We start from the raw sequence: 24,687 nt of genomic DNA, 5'->3' as shown, positions 1-24,687 counted from the left end.
TATTATAAAAGTGTACTTGGACAAACGTAGTTACTCACGGCAAGCTTCCCTGATTCCTTGATCGCCGCAAACCCTCCTTTCACATCGATCAGGTTATCATACCCTCTTGCTTTCAGGATAGAATTGAAGATCATCGAGCGGTACCCGCCTGCACAGTGGACGAAGTAGGTTTTGGTCTTATCGATCTGTGCCAAATGCTCGTTCACGTAATCGAGCGGCATATTTTCAGCGCCAATGACATGCTCCGACTCGAATTCACTGGTCTTGCGCACATCCAGGACTAGATTTGATGGATCACTTTCCAGCCGGTCTTTCATCTGTTGCGGACTTACTGATTCGATCCGATCAACTTCCTTCCCAGCTTTAACCCAGGCATCGATCCCGCCTTTCAAGTACCCGATCGTACGGTCGTAACCCACGCGGGCAAGACGCGTTACCGCTTCCTCTTCCCGGCCCGGATCGGTGATCAGCAAAATGTTCTGTTTGATATCGGGAATAAGCGTCCCTACCCATGGCGCAAAGCTTCCATTGATTCCAATGTTGATCGAGTTAGGCACAAATCCCTTTGCAAAGCTTTCAGCATCCCGGGTATCGATCATCACTGCGTCCGTTTCATTGGCGGCTGCTTCGAAAGCTGCCGGTTCCAGCGCATGCGTCCCGCGATCGAGTACGGTATCAATGCTCTCGTAGCCGCGGATATTCATCAAAACGTTTTCGGGGAAGTAAGCCGGGGGCGGCGTCAGGCCATGGGTAACCTCTTTGACAAATTCCTCTTTGCTCATATCGGCACGCAGTGCATAATTGGAAGCTTTTTGACTGCCCAATGTATCGGTCGTTTCCTTGCTCATGTTCTTACCGCACGCACTGCCTGCGCCGTGGGCCGGGTAAACAATGATCTCATCGGCCAGCGGCATAATCTTATCGCGCAAAGAATCGAAAAGGTACCCGGCCAGCTTTTCTTGCGTCAGCTCGTCGGATACTTTTTGTGCCAGGTCAGGACGCCCGACGTCGCCAATAAACAGGGTATCGCCCGTAAAAATACCCACCTGCTCTCCCTGCTCATCGCTTAAAAGATAGCAGGTACTTTCCATGGTATGTCCCGGTGTATGCAGTACAGTTAGTGAAACATCGCCCACTTTCAGCACCTGACCATCCACGGCGACGAGTGCATCAAAGCCAGGCTTCGCGGTTGGACCGAAAACAATCTGCGCGCCTGTTTTTTGGGCAAGATCAATGTGGCCCGACACAAAATCCGCGTGAAAATGCGTTTCTAACACATATTTTATTTTTGCACCATCCTTTTCAGCACGGGTTATATAAGGCCTCACTTCACGGAGCGGGTCGATTACCACTGCTTCCCCATTACTTTCGATATAATAAGCTCCTTGCGAGAGGCAGCCGGTATAAATTTGTTCGAGTTTCATATTTTGTTGTCTTTGATAAACTCTGTTTGAATGAATGATATAAATTTCGGGATGCGAAACTGGCTGGTCAGTGACATCTGTCACACGGGAAAAAAAATTGAATGCCATATCACATAGATTCCCATCGCCAGCACAAACCAGCCAAAACCTTTTTTTAAAGAACCCGCACTTACCCTTTTGGCCAGGATGCTGCCGATTAAAATACCAGCGACGGCGATACCCGTGATTTTGAACAGAAAAATCCAGTCGATCACCAGATGACCTAAGTCCCCGGCAAAACCGATCAGTGAATTCAGCGCGATAATCAGAAGCGAAGTGCCCACCGCTTCTTTCATGGGCACTCCCAGGACCAACACCAGGGTTGGTATCAGCAAAAACCCGCCCCCTGCTCCCAGAAAACCGGTAGTAAGTCCGATCCCGACGCCACTTAAAAGCATCCGGATCACATTACCCTTCAAATCACACTCCATACACCCGGGTTCCCGTTCTTTGCTTTTGATCATGCCCACGGAAGCCGCTAGCATCAGCACGGCAAAAAGCATCATGGTTAACAATGGTTCGGTGACCCGGAATGCGCCAATGCTGAATAGGTCATGGGGGATTAAAGGAATCAAAAACTTGCGCGTCAGGAAAACCGTTGTGATCGATGTGCTTCCAAACAACAGGGCAGTTTTTATTTTGACCGTGCCTCTCCGATAATTGCTATATGCCCCCACAAGGCTGGTTGACCCGACAATAAAAAGCGAGTAGGATGTCGATACCAAAGGACTCATGCCGAACAGGTAAACCAGGACCGGCACAGTCAGGATGGAGCCACCCCCGCCGATCATACCCAGCGAAATACCAATAAATACCGACGCTATGTAGGCGATGATTTCCATTTTTTGTATTGATTACATGACAAAAATCAGAAGTATCGATCGGCTTGAAAGTGACAAAGGTCACATACACGCAACATTATTGTTGTGAATTTCGCTAATGAAAGTTAGGTCGGTCACCGAATGCTTTTGCAGAAAAACATCCCGGAACGTTTTGGACCGGCTTTATTTTATCACATTACGCATCGCTAATCATTGCGCTATCATGAGTGAAGATATTTCGTACTATCTGGATACCGTTTTTCCGGATTTTGAGCCTGAATTGAAAAACCGTTTGATCAGGGATTGTATCCTGAAAAATATTCCGGCCGGGGAAGTCATCATGCGGACCGGACAATATATCAAGCATACTTTACTCATCGGGAGCGGCAGGGTAAGGCTTTACCGGCAGGGTGACGATGGTGAAGAAGCTTTCATTTATGATCTGGAACCCGGAAATGCCTGTGCGCTGTCGATGATCTGCAATACCAAACAGGAAGCAAGTGAGATCATGGCCAAAACAATAGAAAACACTGTTGCGATTATGGTACCGATCCAGCTAATGGACGAGCTAATGCAGCAATACAAAACCTGGTATTACTTTGTGATTGCCAACTACCGCGCCCGCTTTGAAGAGCTGCTGGTGGTGTTCGACAATGTAGTCTTCAAGGCCATGGATGAAAGACTGGAATTTTATCTGAAAAACCAATTTGCCAACAGCAAGGGAAACCAGATATTCATCACCCACCAGGAAATTGCCAATGATCTCAATACGTCGCGGGAGGTTATATCAAGATTGTTGAAGAAAATGGAGCAGGACAGGAAAATCCGGCTACTCCGAAATAGCATAGAATGGCTTGATGGGATGTAATTAAAGTTCATTCCCTATTCGAGGTTCCAATACGGTATCTAAATACAGCAGATTAATTCTGTGCAACCTGTGCCCCGTTTTTCATATCGTCGCGCGGGTTGACAATAATCTGATCCCCATCGCGAAGCGCGCCAAAAACTTCTGTTTTGTCATCAGATTGCATTCCTTTTCTGACGTCCACAAATTCTGCCTTCCCCTGATTGATCTTGATCACATATTGGCCTTCGGTCGAAGTTACCACAGCCTTGCTCGGGACTGTAAGGGAACCCTGTGTGCCTTCCGGGGCAAAAACCACCTCGGCAAACATGCCCGGCTTAATGGTTCCCTTTGCGTTGGCGACATCTATTTCGACAGTTTCCGAGCGGAATTTCTGGTTCATGTTCCCCGAACGCCGGCTGATTTTGCCTTTAAACTGCTCCCCAGGCATTGCATTTACAGTAAATGTTACGGCTTTGCCTTGCTTTAAACCAACACTGTAAGTCTCCGGTACATCCACGACCAGCCTGAGCCGGTTCTGTTCTTGCAGCATCAGCATCGGCCCCTGCAACCGTACGCCTGAACCGACCAATGCGCCGGGGTGTACATTCCGTTCCGTAATCACGCCATCGAAGGGCGCGCGCACGGTCAGATAGGATTTGATTTTGGTAAGCGCATTGAAATTAGCCTGCTCCCCCATTGCCGCCGCGCTGTCGGCCATCATCTTGGCATTGGCGCTTTCCAGGTCAAGGGCAGACACGGAGCCACGAATACCACTACTTGCTTTCAGGCGTTTGTAATGCTCCTGGCTGGCCACCAGCATGGCTTTGGCCTTCAGGTAATTCGAGCGTGCCGCCACCAGCTGCTCTTCGGTTTCGGGCGCTTCCAAAACCATCAGCACCTGGCCCCTGCGAACATTGCTGCCACGGTCTACAAGCACCTTTTCGACAAACCCATCGGCTTTGGGATAGATATTCACTTCCTGGAAAGCCAGGAACTCGCCAGGCAACTGAACCTCTTGGCCTACTTTCTGCGAGCTAACCGTGCCAAGCTTCACAGCCGGTTTACTGCTGGTCTTTTTTTGCGTTTTGTTCTCAGCCGACTCCGATGACGAGCAAGCATTGAAAACTGTTAGCCCAAAGAGAAGGGCAATACAATTATATGTTATGTTTTTCATAGGTTGTTGGGTCTGAATGGCCATTAGAATGCATATCCGGTGGGCTAACCAGTTCGTTTTCAACAGGTAAAAGCGATGGATCTTTATAAGCTGTTTTATTTTGCAGAAAAACGTAGACTTGCGGCACGATATACAGCGCTGCCAGCGTAGAAGCGATCAATCCCCCGATCACGGCGCGGCCAAGCGGTGCAACCTGCTCTCCGGCTTCTCCTGTACCCAATGCCATGGGTACCATGCCTGCCACCATCGCAAAGCTGGTCATCAGTACCGGCCTTAGCCGGAGCCCCGCACTTTCCAGCGCGGCACGGCGCACATCGCGGTATTCCCAGCGGAGCCGCTCTGCGTTGGTTACAATGAGGATAGCATTAGCCACCGAAATTCCCGTCGACATAATGATGCCCATATAGGATTGCAGGTTTAGCGTGCTGCCCGTCAGGAGCAGAAAAGCAATGGAGCCCACGATCACGGCCGGCACGGTCGACAAAATCACCAGTGATAGTTTGAACGACTGATAATTTGCAGCCAAAAGCAGAAATATTACCACAATGGCAATGCCCAGTCCCAGTTGCAAACTGTCAAGGGTTTCGGTTAAAAGTGATGACATCCCCTTGACTTCTGTGACCAATCCTTTGGGAGTCTCTCCCAGCCCGGCAATGACTTTCTCCACCGAGCGGGTTGCCGTGCCCAGATCCTGGTGATGGATATTGGCCGACACGGTCACAAACCGGCGTGGCCCGATCCTCGCATACTCGCCTGGCAGTGTATCGACTGAGAAGGTCGCTACATCGGCCAGTACTGGTCTGGGCTGACCTGCTACCAGCGGGATTTCCTGCAACTGTGCCATGTTCCGCATAGCAAATTCGGGGATCTGAACCTGCACCTGATAAGTATATGCCGCTTTCTGATCGAGCCACTGGTTTTTTTCCGTATAACGGCTCGATGATGTTGACGCAGTGATCGAGCGTGCGGTTTGCTGCAGGCTCAGGCCCATGGTCGCCAGTTTCTGACGATCCAGCTTGATATTGATCACAGGGAATTTGAGCGGCTGGATGATGCGGACATCTCGCAAATGGGCCTGTTCGGACAATCCCTTTACCAGTTTATTAGCATACCCTTCAATTTCTTTCATATCCCTTCCCGCAACCTGTACTTCAATGGGCGTGAAGGCGCCGCCGCTCATGAGCTTTTCAGTCAGATCGGCGGGTTCAAATGATAAGGTAATCTCTGGCATCTGCTCGGCCACAGTTTGCCGGATCCGCTCTTTCAGATCCTGCATATTGGTTTTATATTCCGGGTCAAGGCCTACTTTGATGACCGCATCATTGGGGCCGCTGGTGCTTACATACAAATTGGTCGTAGCATAATTGGTAGGCACAACGCCGACATAGGCAGATGAAATAGCCAGGTGGTCATCGGATACCTGATTGACCAAAGCCAATAGCTCACTTACTTTTTCCTCAGTCCTTTCAAGCCTTGTCCCGTCGGGCGTTTTCATACGGATCACCATTTGCCCTGAATTCAGCTGCGGCAGCATATCTGTCCCAATCCAGAAAAACCCTGCCGCTGCCAGCGCAAAAATGACCACGAGATACACCCCAACCACGATTTTATTACTTCTTACGAAACGCTCATTCTGGCGCATGAACCCCTGGCGCACCCGCTCGAAAAAAGTGACTTTGCCCTCGGCTTTAACAATATGTACATGCTCTTTCAGCATCCAGTTAGCCAGGATGGGAACCAGGCTTTGGGCCAGAAAATAGGATACCGTCATGGCAAAACCTATTGAAAGCGAAAGAGGCAAAAACATCGCCCTGGGTACACCGGACATAATAAAGGAAGGTGCAAAAACCGCGATGATACAAAGCAGGATCAGAAGCAATGGCAAGGCAACTTCCTTACAAGCGTCATAAATCGCCTGCTTTTGGGGCTTGCCCATCTCAATATGCTGGTGAATGTTTTCAATGGTCACCGTGGCCTGGTCTACCAAAACACCGATGGCCAACGCCAAACCCGACAATGTCATGATATTGATCGTTTGGCCAGCCAGGCTTAGCATGAGCACAGCGGCGACGATAGAGACAGGGATCGTAATGATCACAATCAGGGAAGAGCGCCAGTCGCCCAAAAACAGCAGCACCATCAGGCCGGTCAGGATAGCGCCCAGCCCTCCTTCAAAAAGAAGACTTTTTACAGAGTTGATTACAAAAACAGATTGGTCAAATTCGTAAGCAACCTCAATGTCATCAGGAAGAAGGCTTCGCATTTCCGGCAACCGCGCCTTCAGGGCAGTAACCACATCCCAGGTAGATGCATCGGCGGTTTTCACCACTGGAATGTAAGATGATCGGCTGCCATTGACCAGCGCATATCCGGCCGTCACATCCGACGCGTCAGCCACATTTCCCAGATCGCGGAGAAAAACGGTCCGGTGCCCGTCGGTCGTGACCGGGATCTGACCAAAATCCGAGACCTGGTCTTCCAGCGAGTTCAGCGTGGTGATATAAGAAGTGTTGCCAATGCGGATGTTGCCCGACGGGGTCATAGCATTGTTAGCAGCAAGGGCTTCGACCACTTCATCGGGGGAAATGTTCAGGCTGCGGACTTTCTGCGGGTCCAGATTGATGACGACCGTACGTGAGTTGGTACCGATCGGTGGCGGCGCTGTGAGGCCCGGAACGGTTGAGAAAAGTGGCCTGATGCGCGTTACTGCCAGTTCATGGATTTCCTTCAAAGAACGGGTTTTGCTGCTAAAAACCAGATCGCCGATCGGCACTGAAGAAGCATCGTAGCGGACTACCTGCGGCGGCAATGCGCCCGGTGGAAAAAACTTCATCGCGCGGTTGACCTGGATAGCCACCTCTGCTGCGGCCTGCGCCATATCGCTTCCTTCATAAAAGGCCAATTTGACCACCGTCAGACCCTGCACGCTTTTGCTGGATATCTCCTTGATCCCGCCAATGTACAGGAACTGGTCCTGCATACGCGTGGCAAAGAAACCCTCCATCTGCGCCGGGGACATACCACCATAAGGCTCGATCACATAAATCACCGGGGAGTTAAGCCGGGGAAAAATATCGATGGGTATTCGCGTAGCCGACATCACCGAGAAAACAACAAGCCCTGCAATAAGTACCATAACTGATACAGGACGCTTTAATGAGGTTGATAGCATATTTCGAGTGGGTTATTGCCTCCTGAAAAGCGCAAAGAATGGTTCAAAATCACTGGTCGCATAGGCTTTTTGCAGCCTAACCGAAACTGCCCGGCGCTGCACATCGATGACTTGTTTTTCAACTTTGGTCAGCAGTTGCAAGGCGTCCGTGATACCCAGGATATTTTCAATCCCATTATTATAAAGGGACATGCGTTGCTGGTAGGCAAGTGTTGCTGATCTTACCGTGACGGGGAGCTCGCGCAAGGATAGCCGGATAGAAGACATCACAGAATCTGCCATCGTCAAGGTGTTTTGCAGCTGCACCTGCTCGACGGTCAATAAGCTCTCCGCCTCCTTCACCCGCCACTGCTGCTGGGTGGCGCGCGTTTTTACCCTCTTAAAATCAATCAGGTTGACAGTGGCGGCAGCTCCGAGCAGAAAGTTGGTGCGGCTATACCCGAAGCCCTGGCCGAGCGGGCCGAAATTATTATTAATGTCAAGGCTGGTACCCCTCGCCGATATGGCCGTAAGCAGCGTAACCCTGGGCAGGGCCGATTTACGGATCATATCAATTTCCGCATTCTGACGAGTAAGCAGGTTATTTCTGTACCTGAGCAGTGGATGCGATGTCAGCACCGCACTCGGCGCCGGCTCGACCAGTAGCAAGCCGGCATTGAAAGTGGTATCCACTTCCAGTTCGCTGACCTGCCTGCCAGTTAATGTGGCCAACTGTACATTGGCCCTTCGGTACTCTTCCTGCATCTGATAGTAGCTCAGCTTAGCGCGCGATAGTTCTACGGATGCCAGCGACGAATCCAGTCCGGGCCGGATACCGTTCTGCACCAGGTTATTGATAATGCGCCGGACGGTATCAACGCGGGCCAGGTTTTGCTGCTCGATTTTGAGGTTCTGCCTGAGCCAGACCAGGTCAAGAAATGTATTGATAACTACCTGACGAAGTGCAAATTGCTCGCGTTCCAGTCCCGACTCCCCCACGGCGATATCAGCCCGGGCCAATTTATTTTCAGCGCCAAAGCGGCCGAAATTGTAGACTTCCCAGTCGGCAGACGCCAGCGCGATATTGCCCGATGCCAGATCCGATGCATTTTCCGGCCTCCTTCCGCCAGATGTGGGTACGATAAGACCCATAGAGAAATAGGAACCTGAAAGACCGTTGGCAGTCCCCAGGTTAACCTGGTCATGTACCTTGACATTCGGCAGCCTGTTGTCGCGCAGCACCTGCAAGTTGGCGCGGAAAGCTTCCAGCGCAGATCGTTGGGCGGCAAGCGTCGGGTAATGGTTGACGGTGGCTTCAACGGCCTCCTCCATACCCAGGGTTTGCCCGAGTGCTGATGGATGCTGATAAAAGACCAGTATTAAAAAAAGGGTTAGGAACAGACAGCGGTTCATACATTTAATAGTCTTGCGACGCCCTGTTTGGGGCAGCGGTACATCTTACCGGTTTCAAAGTAAATGGGCACCTGGTTAGAGGGTATTGAGAAGGTTATTAGAATTTGGTGAGAAGGGGTCGTTTTAAAGTATTTTCTGGTTCCGATCCCTAATTTTACCCGATCAATAGCCATCCAGATAAGCATGAATGTCTTAGTTGTAGAAGATGACCTGGAACTTACGCAGTTCATTCAGAAAGGCCTGCAATCAGAAGGTGCTGCCGTCTCGGTTGCATTTGACGGGGTGATCGGAAGAAGTATGGTCAATGAAAACAAGTTTGATGTGGTCGTGCTGGATGTTAATCTGCCGGGCCTGAACGGCTATGACCTCTGCCGGTTTATCAAGCAGAACTGGCCGGCCGTTCCGGTGATCATGCTGACTGCACTGGGAAGCCTGGACAATAAGGTCATGGGTTTTGAAGCGGGCGCTGATGATTACCTCGCAAAGCCATTTGCATTCAAAGAGCTGCTGTTCCGCTTGAAGGCCCTTGCAAGACGGCATCCTTCCCGCGCCCCAAGGCCAAAGCGTCTGCAACTGCTTGATCTGGAAGTTGAAACGGATTCACACAGGGTGTGGCGGGCAGGTGAAAGGGTTGAGCTCACTGCCAGGGAATATGCGCTTTTAGAATATTTTATGCTTAACCAGGGTAAGGTAATCAATCGAGTTGATTTGCTTGAAAACGTCTGGGACGTGCATTTCAATACCAATACCAATGTAGTCGATGTATATGTGAACTACCTGCGCCGTAAAATCGATAAATCTGAACCGCGGCTGCTTCATACGGTTTTCGGGGTTGGGTATTTAATGGGCTCTGAGCCATGAGCATCAAGCAACGCATTACCATTGGATTTGGCCTGCTGGTAGCACTGCTGCTTTTACTTTTCTCTATTTTTATTTATCAAACCTATGAATCGTACCGGCAATCCCTCATGCGTAACCGCCTCCAGCGCAGGGCAGTGGCCGGCCAGCTCTATTTTGAAAACCGGCTTGAATTTCACCGGTCCAGCTACCTTACCCTGCCCGAACAACACGAGTTCCTCGTCGATAGCAGTAACAAGATCATCTATCAATCTTCGGGAATCAGCGACTACAAGCTGACCACTGAACTGCTTGCGGATGCCCGCAAACAAGAAGTTTATTTCAGTTACACGGGCAAACCATTAAAAAGATTAAAAGAAGGTATTGCCTTGTCCTTCACAGTTGATGGGAAGCGTTACGTTTCTGTTGTCACCGCGCACGATGTTACAGGAATACAGGCAAGTGAAAGCCTGTTTTTCATTTTGGCCAGCGGCAATGTCATTCTGCTGGTGATCGTCGCATTTGCCGGATTTCTGTTTGCAAGCCGCGCAATGCGTCCCTTCGACGGCCTGATCGCGCAAATGGACCCTGCGTCGGTAAGCGATTTTTCTTTCCGGCTGCAAAGCCGCACAAACGCCGACGAAGCGGCATATCTCACAAATTCTTTCAATGAGCTGCTGGGACGCTTGCAGGGACTAGCCATCAGTCAGGAACACTTTGTTTCTTACGCGTCACACGAAATCCGGACTCCATTAACTGTTGTAAAAGGGATTTTGGAGACATCGCTGGCATACGACAAAGAGCTGGGCGATGTGAAGCAAAGCATGGAAAAGGCTTTGGTCAGATTAGAGGGCGCTATCGAGCTTGCCAATTCCCTGCTCCATTTAGCCGAAGTCGAAGGTTTGCAGTCGGCCAGGGTGCGTGACGAAATCAACATCGTCGACACAGTGCTGGATACGATTACCTATTTTAGTGAAAAGCGCCCGGAGCAGCAAATTGACCTTGTTCTGACAGATACCTTTACCCAGCAAAGCTCTAATTTCAGTATTCTAGGGAATGCGACGCTACTGCGTACGGTGCTGACCAATATCCTGGATAATGCAAGCAAATACTCACGGCAAGAGCCAGTCGAGCTAAAAGTTGATCTGGAACCTTCATGGGTTATTATTACAGTCACTGATTTGGGTATCGGTATCCCCGGCGCGGAGCTCGATGATGTATTTTTACCTATGATGCGGGCTGGCAATGTGGGAAATGTGCCAGGCTTTGGTTTAGGACTTACCATTGCAAAAAAGATTGTTGACATCCACAAGGGGCAACTCGGTGTAAAATCAATGAAAGACAAGGGCACCGCCATTTCAATCAGGCTCCCTGCCCTAGCCCTGGCATGTTAGCGTGCTGCGTACCTGCCACACATACCTTAATAACAAACCTTAATTCCGATTTATAATTAATAAATCGCTCTGTTTTAAGTGAACTTTTAATCGATAAAGCCCGACGCAAACAATTCGCCGTCCTTCAATATATAATCTACACGAAAACCATTTGAATGCACATTATGACCTATCATCTCCTTTTCATTTTTAAACTATCAGCAGGATAGCTATTTTTCAGCATCTCCATTTGCTGCTTAGCCCAACTGATTAAAATCCTTCTTTGCTGATCAGATAGATCTGCATCCTTGTGCAATCCAAAAAAAGTATACGATTCCAGCGGCATTTCCCTTTCCTCGATCATTTCAATGATCTCATCGAATTTATGGTTTTGAACAGCAACGGGAAGTTTGGTGAATGTAGAGAAGTTAAGCTCTCTTTTTCCTTCCTGCACGTGATGGTCCAGAAACCAGGCAACTGGCTGAATATTTACATACCAGGGATAGGCTGTTTTATTACTATGGCAATCGTTGCAGGCAACCCTGAGTAATTCTTTCACTTCGCCCGAAACCGGATATTTCATTTCAATACTGTGAGTCTGGTCGTCAGACAGGTTTTTCTCTGGCTTGACAAATTGGATGATTACCAGGATAACAAGCAGACCTATTAGGATTTTCTTGAACATGATTACGAAAGGTTATCGTGAAAGAATGAAAAGCTATTTAACCTGCTACTGAAACGCCAATCAGCTTTCCAATACCAAATGTGATCGCAGCAGCCGCAAGCCCGAAAAGAACTTGTCTGAAACCTGAAAACCAAACACTTTTTCCCGTGAACAAAGTAATGGCCGCGCCAATCAGAAATAACCCAACTGCACTGAAAACCGTGCTTGCCAAAATAGCAGGAGTGCCGCTTAAAAAGAAAAGGGGTATCACCGGGGGATGATAGCGCCCACAGAAAACAGCAGAAAAGAAGTAATGGCCGCCTCCATGGCAGACCCTTTCAAATCCTCCACATTGATGCCCAGCTCCTCTTTAATAAGAATGGCCATGGCATTGTCCTTATTTGAAATTATGTCACTGGCCATTTTTCTGGCCTGCTCCTGTGGAATTCCTTTGGCCTGATAAATAAGTGCAATTTCCTTTTCTTCACCCTCAGGATTGGTTTCCAGCTCGTCCATTTCCAGTTGCATCTGATTTTCACTAAGTTCCTGCGAGCTTTTGACCGAAATCCACTCTCCCAAAGCCATCGATAGTGCTCCCGCGAGCAAACCAGCCAATCCGGTCAGCAGGATTTCCTTTTGTCCAATCGCCGCACCCGCTATACCCATCACCAGGTTAAAATTTGAAACCAGCCCATCATTTCCACCCAACACTGCTGCACGCAGCGCATTACCGCCGACAGACCTATGTCTTTTCTCGAACCTGGTCAATGTTGACCCTGACACATTTGGGTTATTCTCCAATATGTTCTTCAATATCGCCACATGGGCAGTATCTGAAATTGAACCGGTTGATTTGAGTTTATTTCTGGAATTTTTAACCGAACTGGAAATGCCCTTTTCAGTATCCAGCATGACACCCAGAATGTAGTCGTAGCCAAAAATTTTTCCAATTAAATGCAGGATCTTCGTTCTGTTGGAAGGGTCCGGTAACCTGGAAGAATGCAGCTCATTCTTAGCCATGAATGCCGCTGCGTGCCCGCGCTCGATCTCGCTCATCTGGCGAAATACACTGGCCACATTTTCATCCTCTTCGTTATCTGCCAGTATCCCATAGAGAAAACTTGCATCAACTTCTGTCTGAATGTTTTTAAGATTTACCATGATCGAGATGAGTGGTTAGCTTGGCTTTAACACCGGATACTTGATTGTCCTTAATCCTCCGATTTATTTTTCAAAAACATCAAAAGGGAATAAGCTCCCTTGACCACGCACAACTGATTTTCCAGTTGTTCACCGCTAATTTCAGTAAAGCCATTTTCAGATGTTCCGGTTTTGACCTGTTTCATCTCAAAACTGTTTTTCTCTTTTGGAATAAATATAAACTGCTTATCCTCAAAAGTGACAATGGCATCGTCAGGAAGCACCCATACCACACGGCTGTCGAGCTGAATGTCCCCATTCATGAACATGCCGGGAAGAAGTCCGAGCTCGTATTTTTCAAAATGCGAATGTACCTCGGCAGTCCTTTCCGGGGACAAATCCTTGCTGACCAGAATGATTTCGCAGGGATATTTTTTATCGGGTGCATTATTGGTATAAGCCATAACCTGCTGACCGATTTTGATCTTGTCCAGATCCTTTTCAAAGACTTTCAGCGCCAGATGGATATCCGTGGGATTAATCAGCTCAAAAAGCACATCGGTGGGCGAGACGTACCGGCCAATGTTGACATTGACTTTGGAAACATAACCATCGATCGGCGAATGAATGCTGATACTTCTCGAAATGTTATCTTTGGTCAGTTTTTCCGGATTAATACCCGCCAGTTTTAGCTTTTCAAATAAAGATCTCATCATCACCTGCTGGCTCTGGTAATCTGACTCAGCTTGCTGAAAGATCTTGTCGCTGCTTGATTTGTTTTTATTGAGCTCTTTTTGACGCAGGTAATCACTTCCCAGAAAGGACAGCCGCGCTTGTCCCGTCAGATAATCCTGTTGTAACTGAATGTATTGCTGGTCTTCCATCACGGCCAAGACCTCCCCTCTTTTCACCTTTGTTCCAGGCAACAGCCGGGTGGTTTTAAGATATCCGCCCAGCGGTACGCTGATTGAAACAATGTTCTGAGGCGGCACATCAATTTTCCCGTTCAGTTTTAAAACCGAAGAAACCTGCTTTTTTTCGGGCAAAGCCGTCACAATCCCCGCATTCTGAACCTGCTTGTCGGTTAGGGATGCGACATTCGTAGTTACCGTACTTTCTGTTGTCTCAGGCGCATTCTCAGCCTTTTTTGAGCAGGAAATAAAAAGGCCAACAAGCGCACTATATATCAGATATTTCATCCTTGCGAAGTTAATTTTGAAGATAATAATCCAGCTCAATCGCCTTGCTATTCAGGTTCATGACTTCATCCAGGTACCTGCTCCGGATGGAGGTGGCATGGTTGATCAGCTGTGCCCATTGCAGGTAATTAATGCTGCCGCCCGCCAGTTGCTCATTCGCAGTTGTAGTGATTAAATCCGCATTCCTGAGCCCGGTATTTTCATAGTAACGCACCGTCGTCATCAGCTTGCGGTACGCTGCCCATGCAGACAGGTATTCCGATTGAAGTGTCTGTAACTCGGCCTGGTAACTATGCTTGCTGATGTCCTGATTGATCCTGGCACTTTTAATGCGGGCTTTCTGCGCACCGGCAAAAATTGGGATCCCTAAGCCCAGTTGCGCCGATTGAAATCTTTGGGAAGCATTGTAAGATTTATCGTCGGCACCCGTACCCCGCATGCTCATGTTGTTATAGCCTAAGCTTAGCTGTGGCAAAAGTTTAGCCTTTTCCACATCAATGCCCGCAGCTGCAACCTGTTGCTGCTGCATCAGCAGTCGCATCATCGGATGGTTGTTCACTTGCATGGAATCTGAAATAGCTGCCGGAATGTAGACGTTATTTACAGGTCCGGGCTCCGGCTTATCCGTGGTATTCAGCAATAGCTGAAATTGTAGCCTGGACAAATTGATATCCGCTTCCAGCTGCTGGGATTGCATTTGAATTTCTGCGAGCTGGGTTTCGGCCGTCGTTTTTTCAAGCACATCACTTTCCCCGTTCTCGAAACGTTCCTGCGCCCTCTTGTAAAAACCTGTGTACAGACTGTCCAGCGATGTCAGCAAGGCTTCTTTCTGCTTTTGGTACAAAAACAAATAAAATACTTGCGCAACGTTTCTTTTCAACTCACTTTCCCTGACAGCCACATTCAAAACGCTGGCAGAAAGCTCGCTTTGCAAAAGTGTTTTTTGCCTGGCATAAACAACCGGCAGACTAAATGACTGCGTAATATTAAACCGTGTATCTGTATAAAAACTATTGATCTGGCCCGCCTCGACCTGAAATCCGGTTTGCGGCAATACGACCGCTGTTTTGATAAGCGATTTCTGGTATTCGGCCCGGAGCCTTTCGGTTTTCAATTTCTGATTGTTTTCCAAAGCAATGCCCGTAGCCGTTTTTATGTCCAATCTAGTCTGTGCAAAACTGTTCATACTGCCCAGCATAATCAAAGCAGGAATAAACCAAAGAGCCACATTTGATCCGCTCCTGATGCTGAACTTAAAACCATTTTCAAAAAAGAGATATAGAACCGGAAGGACGAACAGCGTTAAAAAAGTAGCGACCAGCAGTCCGCCGATCACCACCGTAGCGAGCGGCCGCTGCACTTCGGCACCTGCTCCATTGCTGATAGCCATCGGGAAAAACCCCAGCGACGCTACAAAAGCGGTCATCAATACGGGCCTGAGCCGATGCTGCGTTCCTTCCAGGACTGCTACTTGAATGTCTTTCTGTTCTTCTTTTCTGATCCGGTTGAATTCTGCAACCAGCACGATGCCATTTAAAACCGCCACGCCAAAAAGCGCGATGAAGCCAATTCCGGCGCTGATGCTGAACGGCATACCACGTAATGCCAGAAAAAATATCCCGCCGATCGCAGACAATGGTATCGCCGAATAAATCAATAACCCGTCCTTCACCGAGTTGAAGGCAAAAAATAAAAGCACAAAAATCAGGAGCAGTGAAACCGGCACCGCGATCATCAACCGCTGTTTGGCCGCATTCAGGTTTTCAAAAGAACCACCGTAGGTAATATAGTAGCCTGTCGGAAGTTTCAAATTCTGATTGACTTTCGTTTGCAGCTCATTGACAATGGTTTGCACGTCGCGACCGGCTACATTGAAGCCAACTACGATCCGCCTTTTTGCATCTTCCCGCTGGATCTGGTTGGGACCATTCTGGATCTTCACTTCGGCTAGTTGGTACAAGGGAATCTGCGATCCGTCAGGCGCGGCTACGAGCAGGTTGCGTATATCTTCCAGGTTTTTCTTGCGCTCGCCGCTCAGTCTGACCACCAGTTCAAAGCGCTTTTCACCTTCGAAAACCATTCCGGCACTTTGCCCGGCCAGTGCTGCATTGACGGTTTTATTAACTGCCGAAATATCCAGACGGTATTGTGCCAAAGCATTGCGGTTGTAGCGGATGGTGATCTGCGGCATACCGGAGACGGCCTCCAGGTACAAATTTCTGGTTCCCTGTACACGGCCAGCCAGCGCGCCAAGTTTTTTGGCATACAGTGCGAGCGTATCCAGGTCCTCCCCGAAGATTTTACAAACTACATCCTGGCGCGCGCCGGTCATCAGCTCATTAAAGCGCATCTGGACAGGAAACTGGAACCCGGCCGTGATGCCCGGCACTTCTTTGAGCGCCTCTCCCATTTTTTCGGAAAGCTCCGGGAATGTTTTGGCAGACTTCCAGTCTTTTTTGTCTTTTAAGATCACCATCATATCACTCGCCTCCATCGGCATCGGATCGGTAGGCACTTCGCCGCTCCCGATTTTAGTCACCACTTTTAAAACCTCCGGAAACTGTGTTTTTAGAATGTGCGCTGCCTTCTGCGTGTTTTCAATGGTCGTCGTCAGGCTGCTTCCGGTGAGCACGCGGGTATCGACAGCAAAATCACCTTCTTCCAGCGCCGGAATAAATTCTCCGCCCAATGTGGTCAACACATATACCGCCGATGAGAAAAGGATCAGTACCGAGAGCAGGATCAGTTTCGGATGCCGGATGACACCTTCCAGCGTGTGGCGGTATTTTCTTGCAAGCCTGTCCATCACTCGGCCCGAGAACCCGGGCCTGGTTTTTATTTCTTTGCTTAGAAAAACCGCGCTCATCATTGGAATGTAGGTCAATGAAAGAATGAATGCGCCCAGCAATGCAAATGCAACGGTTTGCGCCATCGGCTTGAACATTTTTCCCTCGATGCCTTCCAGGGTGAAAATCGGCAGGTACACAATCAGGATGATAACCTGGCCAAAAACAGCGCTATTCATCATCCGGTCAGCGGATCCGTTCACCTCTTCGTCCATTTGCTGCTGACTGATCCGCGCAAGTCCCGCGAACTTTTTATTACGGGCGATCTGGTGCATCACTGCTTCCACAATGATAACCGCGCCATCTACAATCAGGCCAAAATCCAGCGCGCCCAGGCTCATCAGGTTCCCGCTCACCCCAAATGTGTTCATCATAATGACGGCAAACAGCATGGCAAGCGGGATTACGGAAGCGACCAGCAAACCCGCACGCACATTCCCCAGGAATAGCACGAGCACGAAAACCACGATCAATGCGCCTTCCAGCAGGTTTTTCTCAACGGTCCCGATCGCATTGTTCACCATCTTTGTCCGATCCAGAAACGGCTCGATCACCACACCCTCGGGCAGCGTTTTCTGGATTTGGGCGACCCGCTCCTTTACATTTTTAATTACTTCACTGCTGTTGGCACCTTTCAGCATCATCACCACCGCGCCGGAAATTTCCCCTTTGTCATTGTAAGTCATGGCGCCGTACCGGGTTGCGAAACGCGTTTTCACATCGGCCACATCCCTGATAAACAAGGGTTGCCCGTCGGTCAGGGACTTGACGGATATGTTCTTGATGTCGTCTAGGTTTTCTACCAGCCCTTCGCTTCGGATGTAAAGCACAGTCGGCCCCTTTTCAATGTAGGCGCCCCCGGTATTCTGGTTGTTATTCTCTAATGCGGTAAAAACATTGTTGATCGTGATACCATAGGACAACAGTTTTTGCGGGTCAATTTCGATGGAGAATTGTTTGAGTTTCCCACCAAAGCTGCTTACTTCCGCAACACCTTTAACGCCCAGTAACTGGCGGCGCACAATCCAGTCCTGAATGGTGCGCAGCTCGGTTGCATTGTACCGGTGTTCATAGCCTTCTTTTGGCCGGACCACATATTGATAGATCTCACCCAGTCCCGTACTGATCGGCCCCAGCTCGGGTGTGCCAATTCCCTTTGGGATTTCATTCTGCACTTTCAAAAGCCGCTCCGAAACCTGCTGCCTGGCCCAGTAAACATCCACATTATCTTCAAAAACAATGGTTACCAGCGATAATCCAAACCGGGAAAAGCTGCGGATTTCCTTTAAACCGGAGATGTTGCTGTTGGCCTGCTCAATGGGGAAAGTGACCAGTCTTTCAATATCGGTCGCTCCAAAGGAAGGCGCAATGGTGATCACCTGCACCTGATTGTTGGTGATGTCCGGTACAGCATCAATCGGCAGCCGGGTCAGCTCATAGCTTCCGTAACCGATTAATGCCAATACAAACAAGCCCACAATGAGCTTGTTTCCGACCGAGAATGCGATGATCTTATTGAGCATAATGATTTATTTCCATCCGATTTTCGGAGTCGGTTTTTGCATTAGGGCTTCTTGGGCAACAAAACAAACTTGTTCTTCACGGCGATGGCTTCTGCGATCTTGGCAATCACCAGGGTCGGTACTTCTATTTTATGATCGGCCAGTTTTACGTCGAAATCCGAGGTCAGCGTGATTTGTCCTCCATTGATCAACATCTGACCTTTGAGGCTGCGATTTTGCTTTACGCCATGCATATCCAGCACACCTTCCGCGTGAACAGGATAGCTTCCGTCTTTTCCGTAATCAACTGGCTCCATGATCTTTCCCGTAAATACAGCGGCCGGATACTTCTCGGTTTCCATGTAATTTTCATTGAAATGTTCTTCCATGAGTTTATTTGGAAAATGAAAATTCTGTTGCTGCATTTTGATCGCAATCTCACCATTTGCCGGATTCAGGATTACCAAAACCTGTTTGTTGACTGCGGCAATATTTTCTAGGGGCGTCTCCGAAAAAAAGCTGGTTTCACCCGTCTTGGTCATATACAGTTGTCCGTAAGAGGCGATGGCAAGCAACTGGCTGATCATCAATATCAGCATCACTCTAAAAGTTCTAGTATCCACTGGTTTTGCTTTTTTTACTCTTGTCAAAACTGAATGTTCTGGATACATTGAAGCCGTAGAAAATATCCCCGCTGCTCCATTTGCCGGTTGTTTGGCCGATAAACTGCTTTTCGATCATACCCCTTGAATTGGTCAGGTGAAGCTGAAATACGTGACCACCAGTTTCGATATCAAAGCCCAGCGAGAGGGTGTTTGTGAACCTGGGATCTCTCTGTGTAGTGCCTGCGAAGGTTTTAGGCGTGTACCAGTATTCGACATTGAACGACGTTCGCTTGGTTAATTTGTAGCGTCCGCCCATTCCTAATGCATACAGGTTGTTCGCATCGATCTGGTTCTCAGCCAAATTGCGGTGCATTACTGTGGGCGTCAATTGCAATGAAAGTTTCTCGTTGAATTTCCGGGCGATCAAAGCCTGAAAAGTGTAGGTCTGCCGCTGGGCGATCGTGTAGAAAGGAAGCTCCGTTGTGGATGTGCTGGAATTATTGGCGTCGCTCGCAAAGAGTGTAACCGATACGGGCATATTCCGATAACCCGACGACTGTCTTAATAAGCGGTATTTGGCAAATACATCAATCGTTTTCTGGTAACTGCTCCTGCCGATCCCCACCATCAACCGATCCGTTAAACCATATTCCAAAGCCAGCCTGATCTGCGATTCGTCCAGCCCGAAAAAGTTATTTGCACCTGAATTCACTGCCCCGAACCGGTGGGAAATGATAAAGTCCATATTGTTTTTCCCGACCGTTTCAACAGAATGACCGTTGATGATCCGGGTCCCTTTAAAGGTGGCGGCGCTGTATGTGATGACCGAATCCTGAACCTGATCCAGTTCTTTCAGCAGGTCGTCCTGTGCAAATGCGCATGAGCTGATCATGGCCATCGCAATAGCTAAAATCATTTTCATCAGGCAGTAATGGTTAAAATGTTATCGGTCAGACTTGTCGTGTATGTCCTGATCCCTTTTTTTCCTTCACTGTTCAGCCCTTTTCCCGCATTGTCATATTTGGCCCCATGCACGGTGCAGTAGAAATGATCGGTCTGGTAGGTAATCTCGTTTTTCCCCTCGTGGCTGCATGTGAGGGTTGCGGCAATGTACGCGCCGGTGTTGCTTCGGGCGATCACGACCCCGTCCTTGATCACATATCCTCCATTGGTTTTCAAGGCAGCATTGGCCTGATCTGTCAGATCCAATGTCAGGTTAGTGGGTTCCGGACTTACCCGGTCGTTGGTGCACGATTGCAGATGACCGGCAAAATAGACCGCTGCCAGCGCTGAACCGGCAAAGCCAAGTTGTCTCAAAAAGTCGTGTCGGTTGATATTGGCAGTACTTTTCTCAAAGCTCATAAGAATGTATTGTTTAAAATTGCTTTTGTCTGAAAGACAATTCAAAACTAAACCTGGCATTCTTAGGGTATTCTCAAGGAAATCTTAAGGTTTGCTTAAGACTGAAAAATGAGTCGGGCTTGCGTACCAGCTCCGGGCCGACTTTCAATTTCGAAACGGATTGCCAGCAGTTCACACATTCTTTTTACGATCGAAAGACCCAGGCCATTTCCTGTAATCTGCGGGTGTTGTAAGGGATTTGAACGGTAAAAGGGTTCTTGAATTTTAGGTATGTCACCTTCGGCGATGCCAATTCCTTTGTCGAGCACAGTATAGGTGATCTCTGAATTTGATTTGCTGATCTCAATTCGGATGCTTTCATCAGGATTTGAATATTTAATGGCATTGGAGATCAGGTTTTCAATAATGATTTCCACCATGTACGGATCACTATAAACGTCGTACTGCTCCCCGGTTTCAAGTTCAACAGAAAGGCCTTTCTCCAAAATATGATTCTGTTGCCTTTGCAAAATGGTCGCCGTTAAGTCGGCCAGGTCGGTGCTACGGCTGTCTAGCGCCTTTTTCTGGCTTTCAAACCTGGCCAAAAGCAGCAGCTGATCAACCAGATAGCTGATCCGGTCAATTTCTGTAATACAATACGCCACCTTTTCTACATACTCTGGCGCGGTTCGTGGCTTACGGATCAAGACTTCCAGCGTCCCTTTGATCACTGCCAGCGGCGTTCTTAACTCGTGAGATGCGTCGGAGGTAAATTGCTTTTCTCGATCTACAGCATTCGCTATCCGGTCCAGCAGATCATTGATCGTAAGGACCAATTTACCCAGCTCGTCTTTTCCCGGCGGCAATGGTATCCGGGCAGTCAGGTTTTCATTGGTGATCTTGCTGGCGGTATCGATGACGCTCAGCACGGGCTGAATGCTTTTGCCTACAATGAACCTGGTCACAAAAAACAACACCAGCAGCACAATCGGAAATGCGGTCAGCAACACGTTTTTCAGCGTATCTAAAACCCGCTCCGATTCGGCTATCGGGATCGCAACTACCAGATATCCAGCCAGGTTATCCCTTTCTTTCAGGCCAATCTGGATCTGGGCAATGGAAAGGCCTTTTAGTTTGCTCCTGAAAAACGTCTTGTCTTTTTTGGAAAGATCTGTCGTCAATGCATCCTGTTTCAGATTGGGGGATTTTTCAATGGTAACACCGTTTTGATCAGTAATCTGCACAAAAACCGGGTTCACTTCCAGCTCTTTATGCTCTCTTTCAAACCATTCGGCTTTGTCGGCAATGTAAGGCGCCCCACCCTTTACGCCAACCTCGTAAAAATGCTTGTCGGCTTCAAAAATGAGACTTTTTTGCAACCCATTGAAAACCGCCAGACTGACGACATAGTAGATCACAAAAAAAATGACCGTCACCAGCAATGCGGTGCTCAGCGTAAAGTTGGCAGCGATCTTGTTTTTGTAGGAACTGATCATGGTATAGGCTGGCCGATCTCTTTTGCAATGTAGCCCATACCTCGGACGGTCTGGATGTAATCTTCTTCTTTGGCCAATTTCAATTTTTTTCTCAGCGAATTGATATACACATCAATGACGCCGGTATTATACTCAAAATGAATGTCCCAGACACTTTCAATGATCCGGGTTCTCCGGCACACCTTTCCCTTATTGCGCAACAGAAATTCAAGCAGGCCAAATTCTTTTTGTGTCAGCTTGATCTCTTCGTCTCCCTTAAAGACCTGATGGGATTGTGTGTCGATGCGGATAGGCCCGAGCGTGAATTCGGCTTGTTCACCTGAAACAGGCCGCAGCTGTACTTTGATCCTTTCCAGAAGCTCGTCAAAGCTAAACGGCTTTTTAATGTAGTCATTGGCGCCGGCCTGCAATCCAAAAATAGTGTCTTGTACGGTATCTCGGGCGGTAAGAAAGATCAATGGTATTTTTGCAAAATGTTTTCTGAATTCCCGGCAAATCTCCACACCACTTTTTCCGGGAAGCATCCAATCGACCAGCAGCAAGTCGTAATTGCCGGAGAGCGCCATATCCAGGCCCGTTGCTCCATCCGAAGCCGTATCAACTGCATAAGATTCTTCCTCTAATCCTTGTCGAAGAAAATTTAAAATACCCTTTTCATCTTCAATTATAAGGACTCTCATACATCTTGATTTTTTCAGATTATGCGCTAATATAAACCTGGATAGCCGTTCCTGGTTTCAACTACGAAGTAAAGCATGCTTGCCTGCAGCCTTTCTTAAAACTTCCTTAAGATATGCTTAAAAAATCGCAAGCATCCGGCTATGACTCTGCCTGTGCGCCTTACCTGTACCGGTTTGATCCCGTGCTCACATACCATTTTCAACTTACTCTCAATTCCACTCGCGTACCAGGCATTCCGTCACGTCTAGCGGCGGCCGGCTTAAAAGTAAGGTTTGATTGCGCCTGGATAATCAGCAAAGGCAAGCTCAGGTTCCGGGATTTCGGGATGCCACATTTTCTCCCATTCAAAACTGTAATACCCTTTGTACCCACCTCCTTCGAGTGCATTGATCGCTTCGGTGAGCGGGGACTCGCCTTTGCCGATGAAAGTGCACGCCAGTTTGTCATCGACCTGCCTGCCGTCTTTGATATGCGTGTGCCGGATGTATTTTTTTAGGGTCGCATACACTTCCGTCGGTGACTCTTTGGTGATCGACCACATATTATAGATATCCCAGATCAGCCCCACATTCGGGTGATTGGCCTGTTTCATGATGCGCAGCAGCACATCTTTCCAGATTACCTCCCCATGAGATTCCAGCAGTACGGTAACATGCTTTCCTTTGGCATAATGGGCAAGTTCCAGCAGCCCCTCTCCAATCATATTGATCGTTTTCTCGCGATCCTGATCTTGGGAAGATCATTGGGGAACACCCGCACATAAGGACAGCCGAGCTGCTGCGCGAGGTCGATAAAAGCCCGCGCTTCGTCCAGGTTCTTTTTGCGTTTTTCGGGGTCGAGATGGTGCAGGGCAGTGGAGGCGCCCAGGTTGCAGATCTTGATTTGATTGTCGGCAAAAAGCTTGCGGGTTGTGGCAATCTGCTCCGGCGTGCTGAATTCAAGACATTTAGGCAGATAAAGTTCTCCCTGCAATCCAGATCGTACTGCTTTAATCAAGCTATCTGACGAGAAATTCTACTTAGCAACCTAAATCTGGGCTTCGCATTCAATTGTTCCGGTTTTGAGAAGGCTTTTTAGAAAATACGTAAAGCTGGCATGGTATGTTGTGCGCCGCGAAATGTCTAATATTGTCAAAATTACCCTAACTGTTATCTATGAAATACCTGTCTCTAATTATGCTTCTCCTTCTCATCAATAGTTGTAAAAAAACAGAGATAGAGCAGCCTTCTGAATTTCCCTCAACGCTTTACTTAAATCGAGTCAGCATAAAATCGCAAACCCGGCTGTTTACTGACAAGAAGGAAATAACAAATAAGGTCGTGATAGAGAAGTTCTTAAAAAATAATGGTGGATTTAGACTAAAAGACTCCTCATTTATCAGCGATGAAAACATCAAATTCTTTTCAACCGACTCCGCTGAACTATCAAACTCATTTAACTCTTTACTAGTCACGAAAAATGGTAACCAATTAATATTCAAGTCGACGAACAGATTGATTGTAACAAAAGAAGCGATTCAACACGGCTATAACATGTCGAAATACAGGGCTGAGTTTGAGCCTGTATGGGATGGTAAATTCAGCACCTACAATATGCTAGTGGGTTACGGAGACTATTCCGAACTGAATCTGTCTGTGTTTGAGTACAGCCGTGTATCGTGGAATATATTCTATGACCCGGATTATTATTATCTCCATCCGAAACTATATAGAGGTTCCGCATCCGGTACAAGCTTTAATGAATTTGATGAATCCTATGTAAATTCAATCAGCAAAGCGGATACGTTAGCCATTCGTGAATACTTCTATTCATTCAAAAAAAGATAATTGCTGGCTGGACTTCTTTCAACAATGGAATAAAATAGGTACTCGGCAGGATCAGAATGCACAAGCCTTGCGCCTGCCAGATGAAGTTGTTGCAGATAATTTCATTGTAAAAAAACTGCGTTTGCCCGAATATAGGTTGAAAACATGCAGTAATTGCGCCAGTGAGGCTTCCTAATCCTGAGCTGCATTCACAATGTGCGGTCCAAGGTGTGTGTGTCAAGGTATTCGATTTCGAAGCCACAGCCCTTGTTATAAAGATTAAAAAACGCTTTATCGTAAGGTTGGCAGAAAAGAAAACGATTTTCATG

The 24,687-nt window shown here is 48.1% G+C and carries 22 protein-coding genes; 4 read left to right on the top strand and 18 right to left on the bottom strand.

Annotation, left to right across the window (positions count from 1 at the left end):
- Positions 1-2 precede the first annotated feature (2 nt).
- Together FEN17_RS02195 and FEN17_RS02190 are read right to left on the bottom strand one after the other, a co-directional pair.
- Positions 3-1,424, bottom strand: a complete 1,422-nt coding sequence (locus tag FEN17_RS02195; RefSeq protein ID WP_138363673.1) for an MBL fold metallo-hydrolase — start codon at positions 1,422-1,424, stop codon at positions 3-5.
- Positions 1,425-1,504: 80 nt separating this feature from the next.
- Positions 1,505-2,305 (bottom strand): sulfite exporter TauE/SafE family protein, encoded by an 801-nt coding sequence (locus FEN17_RS02190; RefSeq protein WP_138363672.1) that lies wholly within the window; start codon positions 2,303-2,305, stop codon positions 1,505-1,507.
- 202 nt (positions 2,306-2,507) lie between these two features.
- Here FEN17_RS02190 and FEN17_RS02185 point away from each other — a divergent pair, with 202 nt between their 5' ends.
- A complete protein-coding gene (locus FEN17_RS02185) occupies positions 2,508-3,152 on the top strand; it encodes a Crp/Fnr family transcriptional regulator (protein WP_138363671.1) in 645 nt (214 codons plus the stop codon).
- 52 nt (positions 3,153-3,204) lie between these two features.
- On the opposite strand, the gene FEN17_RS02180 is transcribed toward FEN17_RS02185, so the two are convergent.
- From FEN17_RS02180 to FEN17_RS02170, 3 genes are read right to left on the bottom strand one after another with little or no spacing between them, the layout of a single operon-like run.
- A complete protein-coding gene (locus FEN17_RS02180; protein ID WP_171037812.1) occupies positions 3,205-4,305 on the bottom strand; it encodes an efflux RND transporter periplasmic adaptor subunit in 1,101 nt (366 codons plus the stop codon).
- A complete protein-coding gene (locus tag FEN17_RS02175; protein WP_138363669.1) occupies positions 4,286-7,477 on the bottom strand; it encodes an efflux RND transporter permease subunit in 3,192 nt (1,063 codons plus the stop codon). Before FEN17_RS02175 ends, FEN17_RS02180 begins: the two co-directional genes overlap by 20 nt.
- Before the next feature lie 12 nt (positions 7,478-7,489).
- Positions 7,490-8,788: a TolC family protein gene (locus FEN17_RS02170; RefSeq protein ID WP_171037811.1), complete on the bottom strand. Its 1,299-nt coding sequence runs from the start codon at positions 8,786-8,788 to the stop codon at positions 7,490-7,492.
- 264 nt (positions 8,789-9,052) lie between these two features.
- Between FEN17_RS02170 and FEN17_RS02165 the strand changes: the two genes are divergently transcribed.
- Both FEN17_RS02165 and FEN17_RS02160 read left to right on the top strand, forming a co-directional pair.
- Positions 9,053-9,730, top strand: coding sequence for a response regulator transcription factor (locus tag FEN17_RS02165; protein WP_138363667.1), 678 nt, complete (start codon positions 9,053-9,055; stop codon positions 9,728-9,730).
- Positions 9,727-11,100 carry a sensor histidine kinase gene (locus FEN17_RS02160; RefSeq protein ID WP_138363666.1) on the top strand — a complete coding sequence of 458 codons (1,374 nt, stop codon included), beginning with the start codon at positions 9,727-9,729 and terminating at the stop codon, positions 11,098-11,100. The genes FEN17_RS02165 and FEN17_RS02160 overlap by 4 nt, the downstream gene beginning before the upstream one ends.
- Positions 11,101-11,272: 172 nt before the next feature.
- On the opposite strand, the gene FEN17_RS02155 is transcribed toward FEN17_RS02160, so the two are convergent.
- From FEN17_RS02155 to FEN17_RS27595, 12 genes are all read right to left on the bottom strand, one after another.
- A complete protein-coding gene (locus tag FEN17_RS02155) occupies positions 11,273-11,764 on the bottom strand; it encodes a heme-binding domain-containing protein (RefSeq protein ID WP_138363665.1) in 492 nt (163 codons plus the stop codon).
- A gap of 37 nt (positions 11,765-11,801) precedes the next feature.
- Entirely contained in the window at positions 11,802-12,014 is a 213-nt protein-coding gene (locus tag FEN17_RS27930; RefSeq protein ID WP_205748089.1) for a VIT1/CCC1 transporter family protein, read from the bottom strand.
- Positions 12,011-12,904 (bottom strand): VIT1/CCC1 transporter family protein, encoded by an 894-nt coding sequence (locus FEN17_RS27925; RefSeq protein ID WP_205748088.1) that lies wholly within the window; start codon positions 12,902-12,904, stop codon positions 12,011-12,013. The genes FEN17_RS27930 and FEN17_RS27925 overlap by 4 nt, the downstream gene beginning before the upstream one ends.
- Positions 12,905-12,954: 50 nt before the next feature.
- Positions 12,955-14,082 (bottom strand): efflux RND transporter periplasmic adaptor subunit, encoded by a 1,128-nt coding sequence (locus tag FEN17_RS02145; protein ID WP_138363664.1) that lies wholly within the window; start codon positions 14,080-14,082, stop codon positions 12,955-12,957.
- 10 nt (positions 14,083-14,092) lie between these two features.
- Positions 14,093-18,451 (bottom strand): CusA/CzcA family heavy metal efflux RND transporter, encoded by a 4,359-nt coding sequence (locus tag FEN17_RS02140; protein WP_138363663.1) that lies wholly within the window; start codon positions 18,449-18,451, stop codon positions 14,093-14,095.
- 41 nt (positions 18,452-18,492) lie between these two features.
- On the bottom strand, positions 18,493-19,029 hold the full coding sequence (locus FEN17_RS02135; protein ID WP_229208653.1) for a YceI family protein: 537 nt from the start codon (positions 19,027-19,029) through the stop codon (positions 18,493-18,495).
- Positions 19,030-19,042: 13 nt separating this feature from the next.
- Entirely contained in the window at positions 19,043-19,957 is a 915-nt protein-coding gene (locus FEN17_RS02130) for a DUF5777 family beta-barrel protein (RefSeq protein WP_138363662.1), read from the bottom strand.
- Positions 19,957-20,397 carry a Rieske 2Fe-2S domain-containing protein gene (locus FEN17_RS02125; protein WP_138363661.1) on the bottom strand — a complete coding sequence of 147 codons (441 nt, stop codon included), beginning with the start codon at positions 20,395-20,397 and terminating at the stop codon, positions 19,957-19,959. Before FEN17_RS02125 ends, FEN17_RS02130 begins: the two co-directional genes overlap by 1 nt.
- A gap of 95 nt (positions 20,398-20,492) precedes the next feature.
- Positions 20,493-21,872 carry a sensor histidine kinase gene (locus FEN17_RS02120; protein ID WP_138363660.1) on the bottom strand — a complete coding sequence of 460 codons (1,380 nt, stop codon included), beginning with the start codon at positions 21,870-21,872 and terminating at the stop codon, positions 20,493-20,495.
- Positions 21,869-22,552: a response regulator transcription factor gene (locus FEN17_RS02115; RefSeq protein WP_138363659.1), complete on the bottom strand. Its 684-nt coding sequence runs from the start codon at positions 22,550-22,552 to the stop codon at positions 21,869-21,871. The genes FEN17_RS02120 and FEN17_RS02115 overlap by 4 nt, the downstream gene beginning before the upstream one ends.
- A gap of 260 nt (positions 22,553-22,812) precedes the next feature.
- On the bottom strand, positions 22,813-23,256 hold the full coding sequence (locus FEN17_RS27600) for a sugar phosphate isomerase/epimerase family protein (RefSeq protein WP_229208652.1): 444 nt from the start codon (positions 23,254-23,256) through the stop codon (positions 22,813-22,815).
- A complete protein-coding gene (locus tag FEN17_RS27595) occupies positions 23,253-23,549 on the bottom strand; it encodes a sugar phosphate isomerase/epimerase family protein (RefSeq protein WP_229208651.1) in 297 nt (98 codons plus the stop codon). Before FEN17_RS27595 ends, FEN17_RS27600 begins: the two co-directional genes overlap by 4 nt.
- A 158-nt stretch (positions 23,550-23,707) precedes the next feature.
- On the opposite strand from FEN17_RS27595, the gene FEN17_RS02105 reads away from it, so the two are divergent.
- On the top strand, positions 23,708-24,379 hold the full coding sequence (locus tag FEN17_RS02105; protein WP_138363658.1) for a hypothetical protein: 672 nt from the start codon (positions 23,708-23,710) through the stop codon (positions 24,377-24,379).
- Here the strand turns inward: FEN17_RS02105 and FEN17_RS27425 are convergent.
- Positions 24,366-24,686: a hypothetical protein gene (locus FEN17_RS27425; RefSeq protein WP_205748087.1), complete on the bottom strand. Its 321-nt coding sequence runs from the start codon at positions 24,684-24,686 to the stop codon at positions 24,366-24,368. The two genes, FEN17_RS02105 and FEN17_RS27425, sit on opposite strands and share 14 nt — an antisense overlap.
- Between the last annotated feature and the right edge of the window lies 1 nt (position 24,687).

The sequence above is a fragment of the Dyadobacter luticola genome (assembly GCF_005860805.1).
Taxonomy (GTDB): domain Bacteria; phylum Bacteroidota; class Bacteroidia; order Cytophagales; family Spirosomataceae; genus Dyadobacter; species Dyadobacter luticola.
Note: the sequence above shows the minus strand (reverse complement) of the source record. Positions and strands in the feature narration are given on the sequence as shown.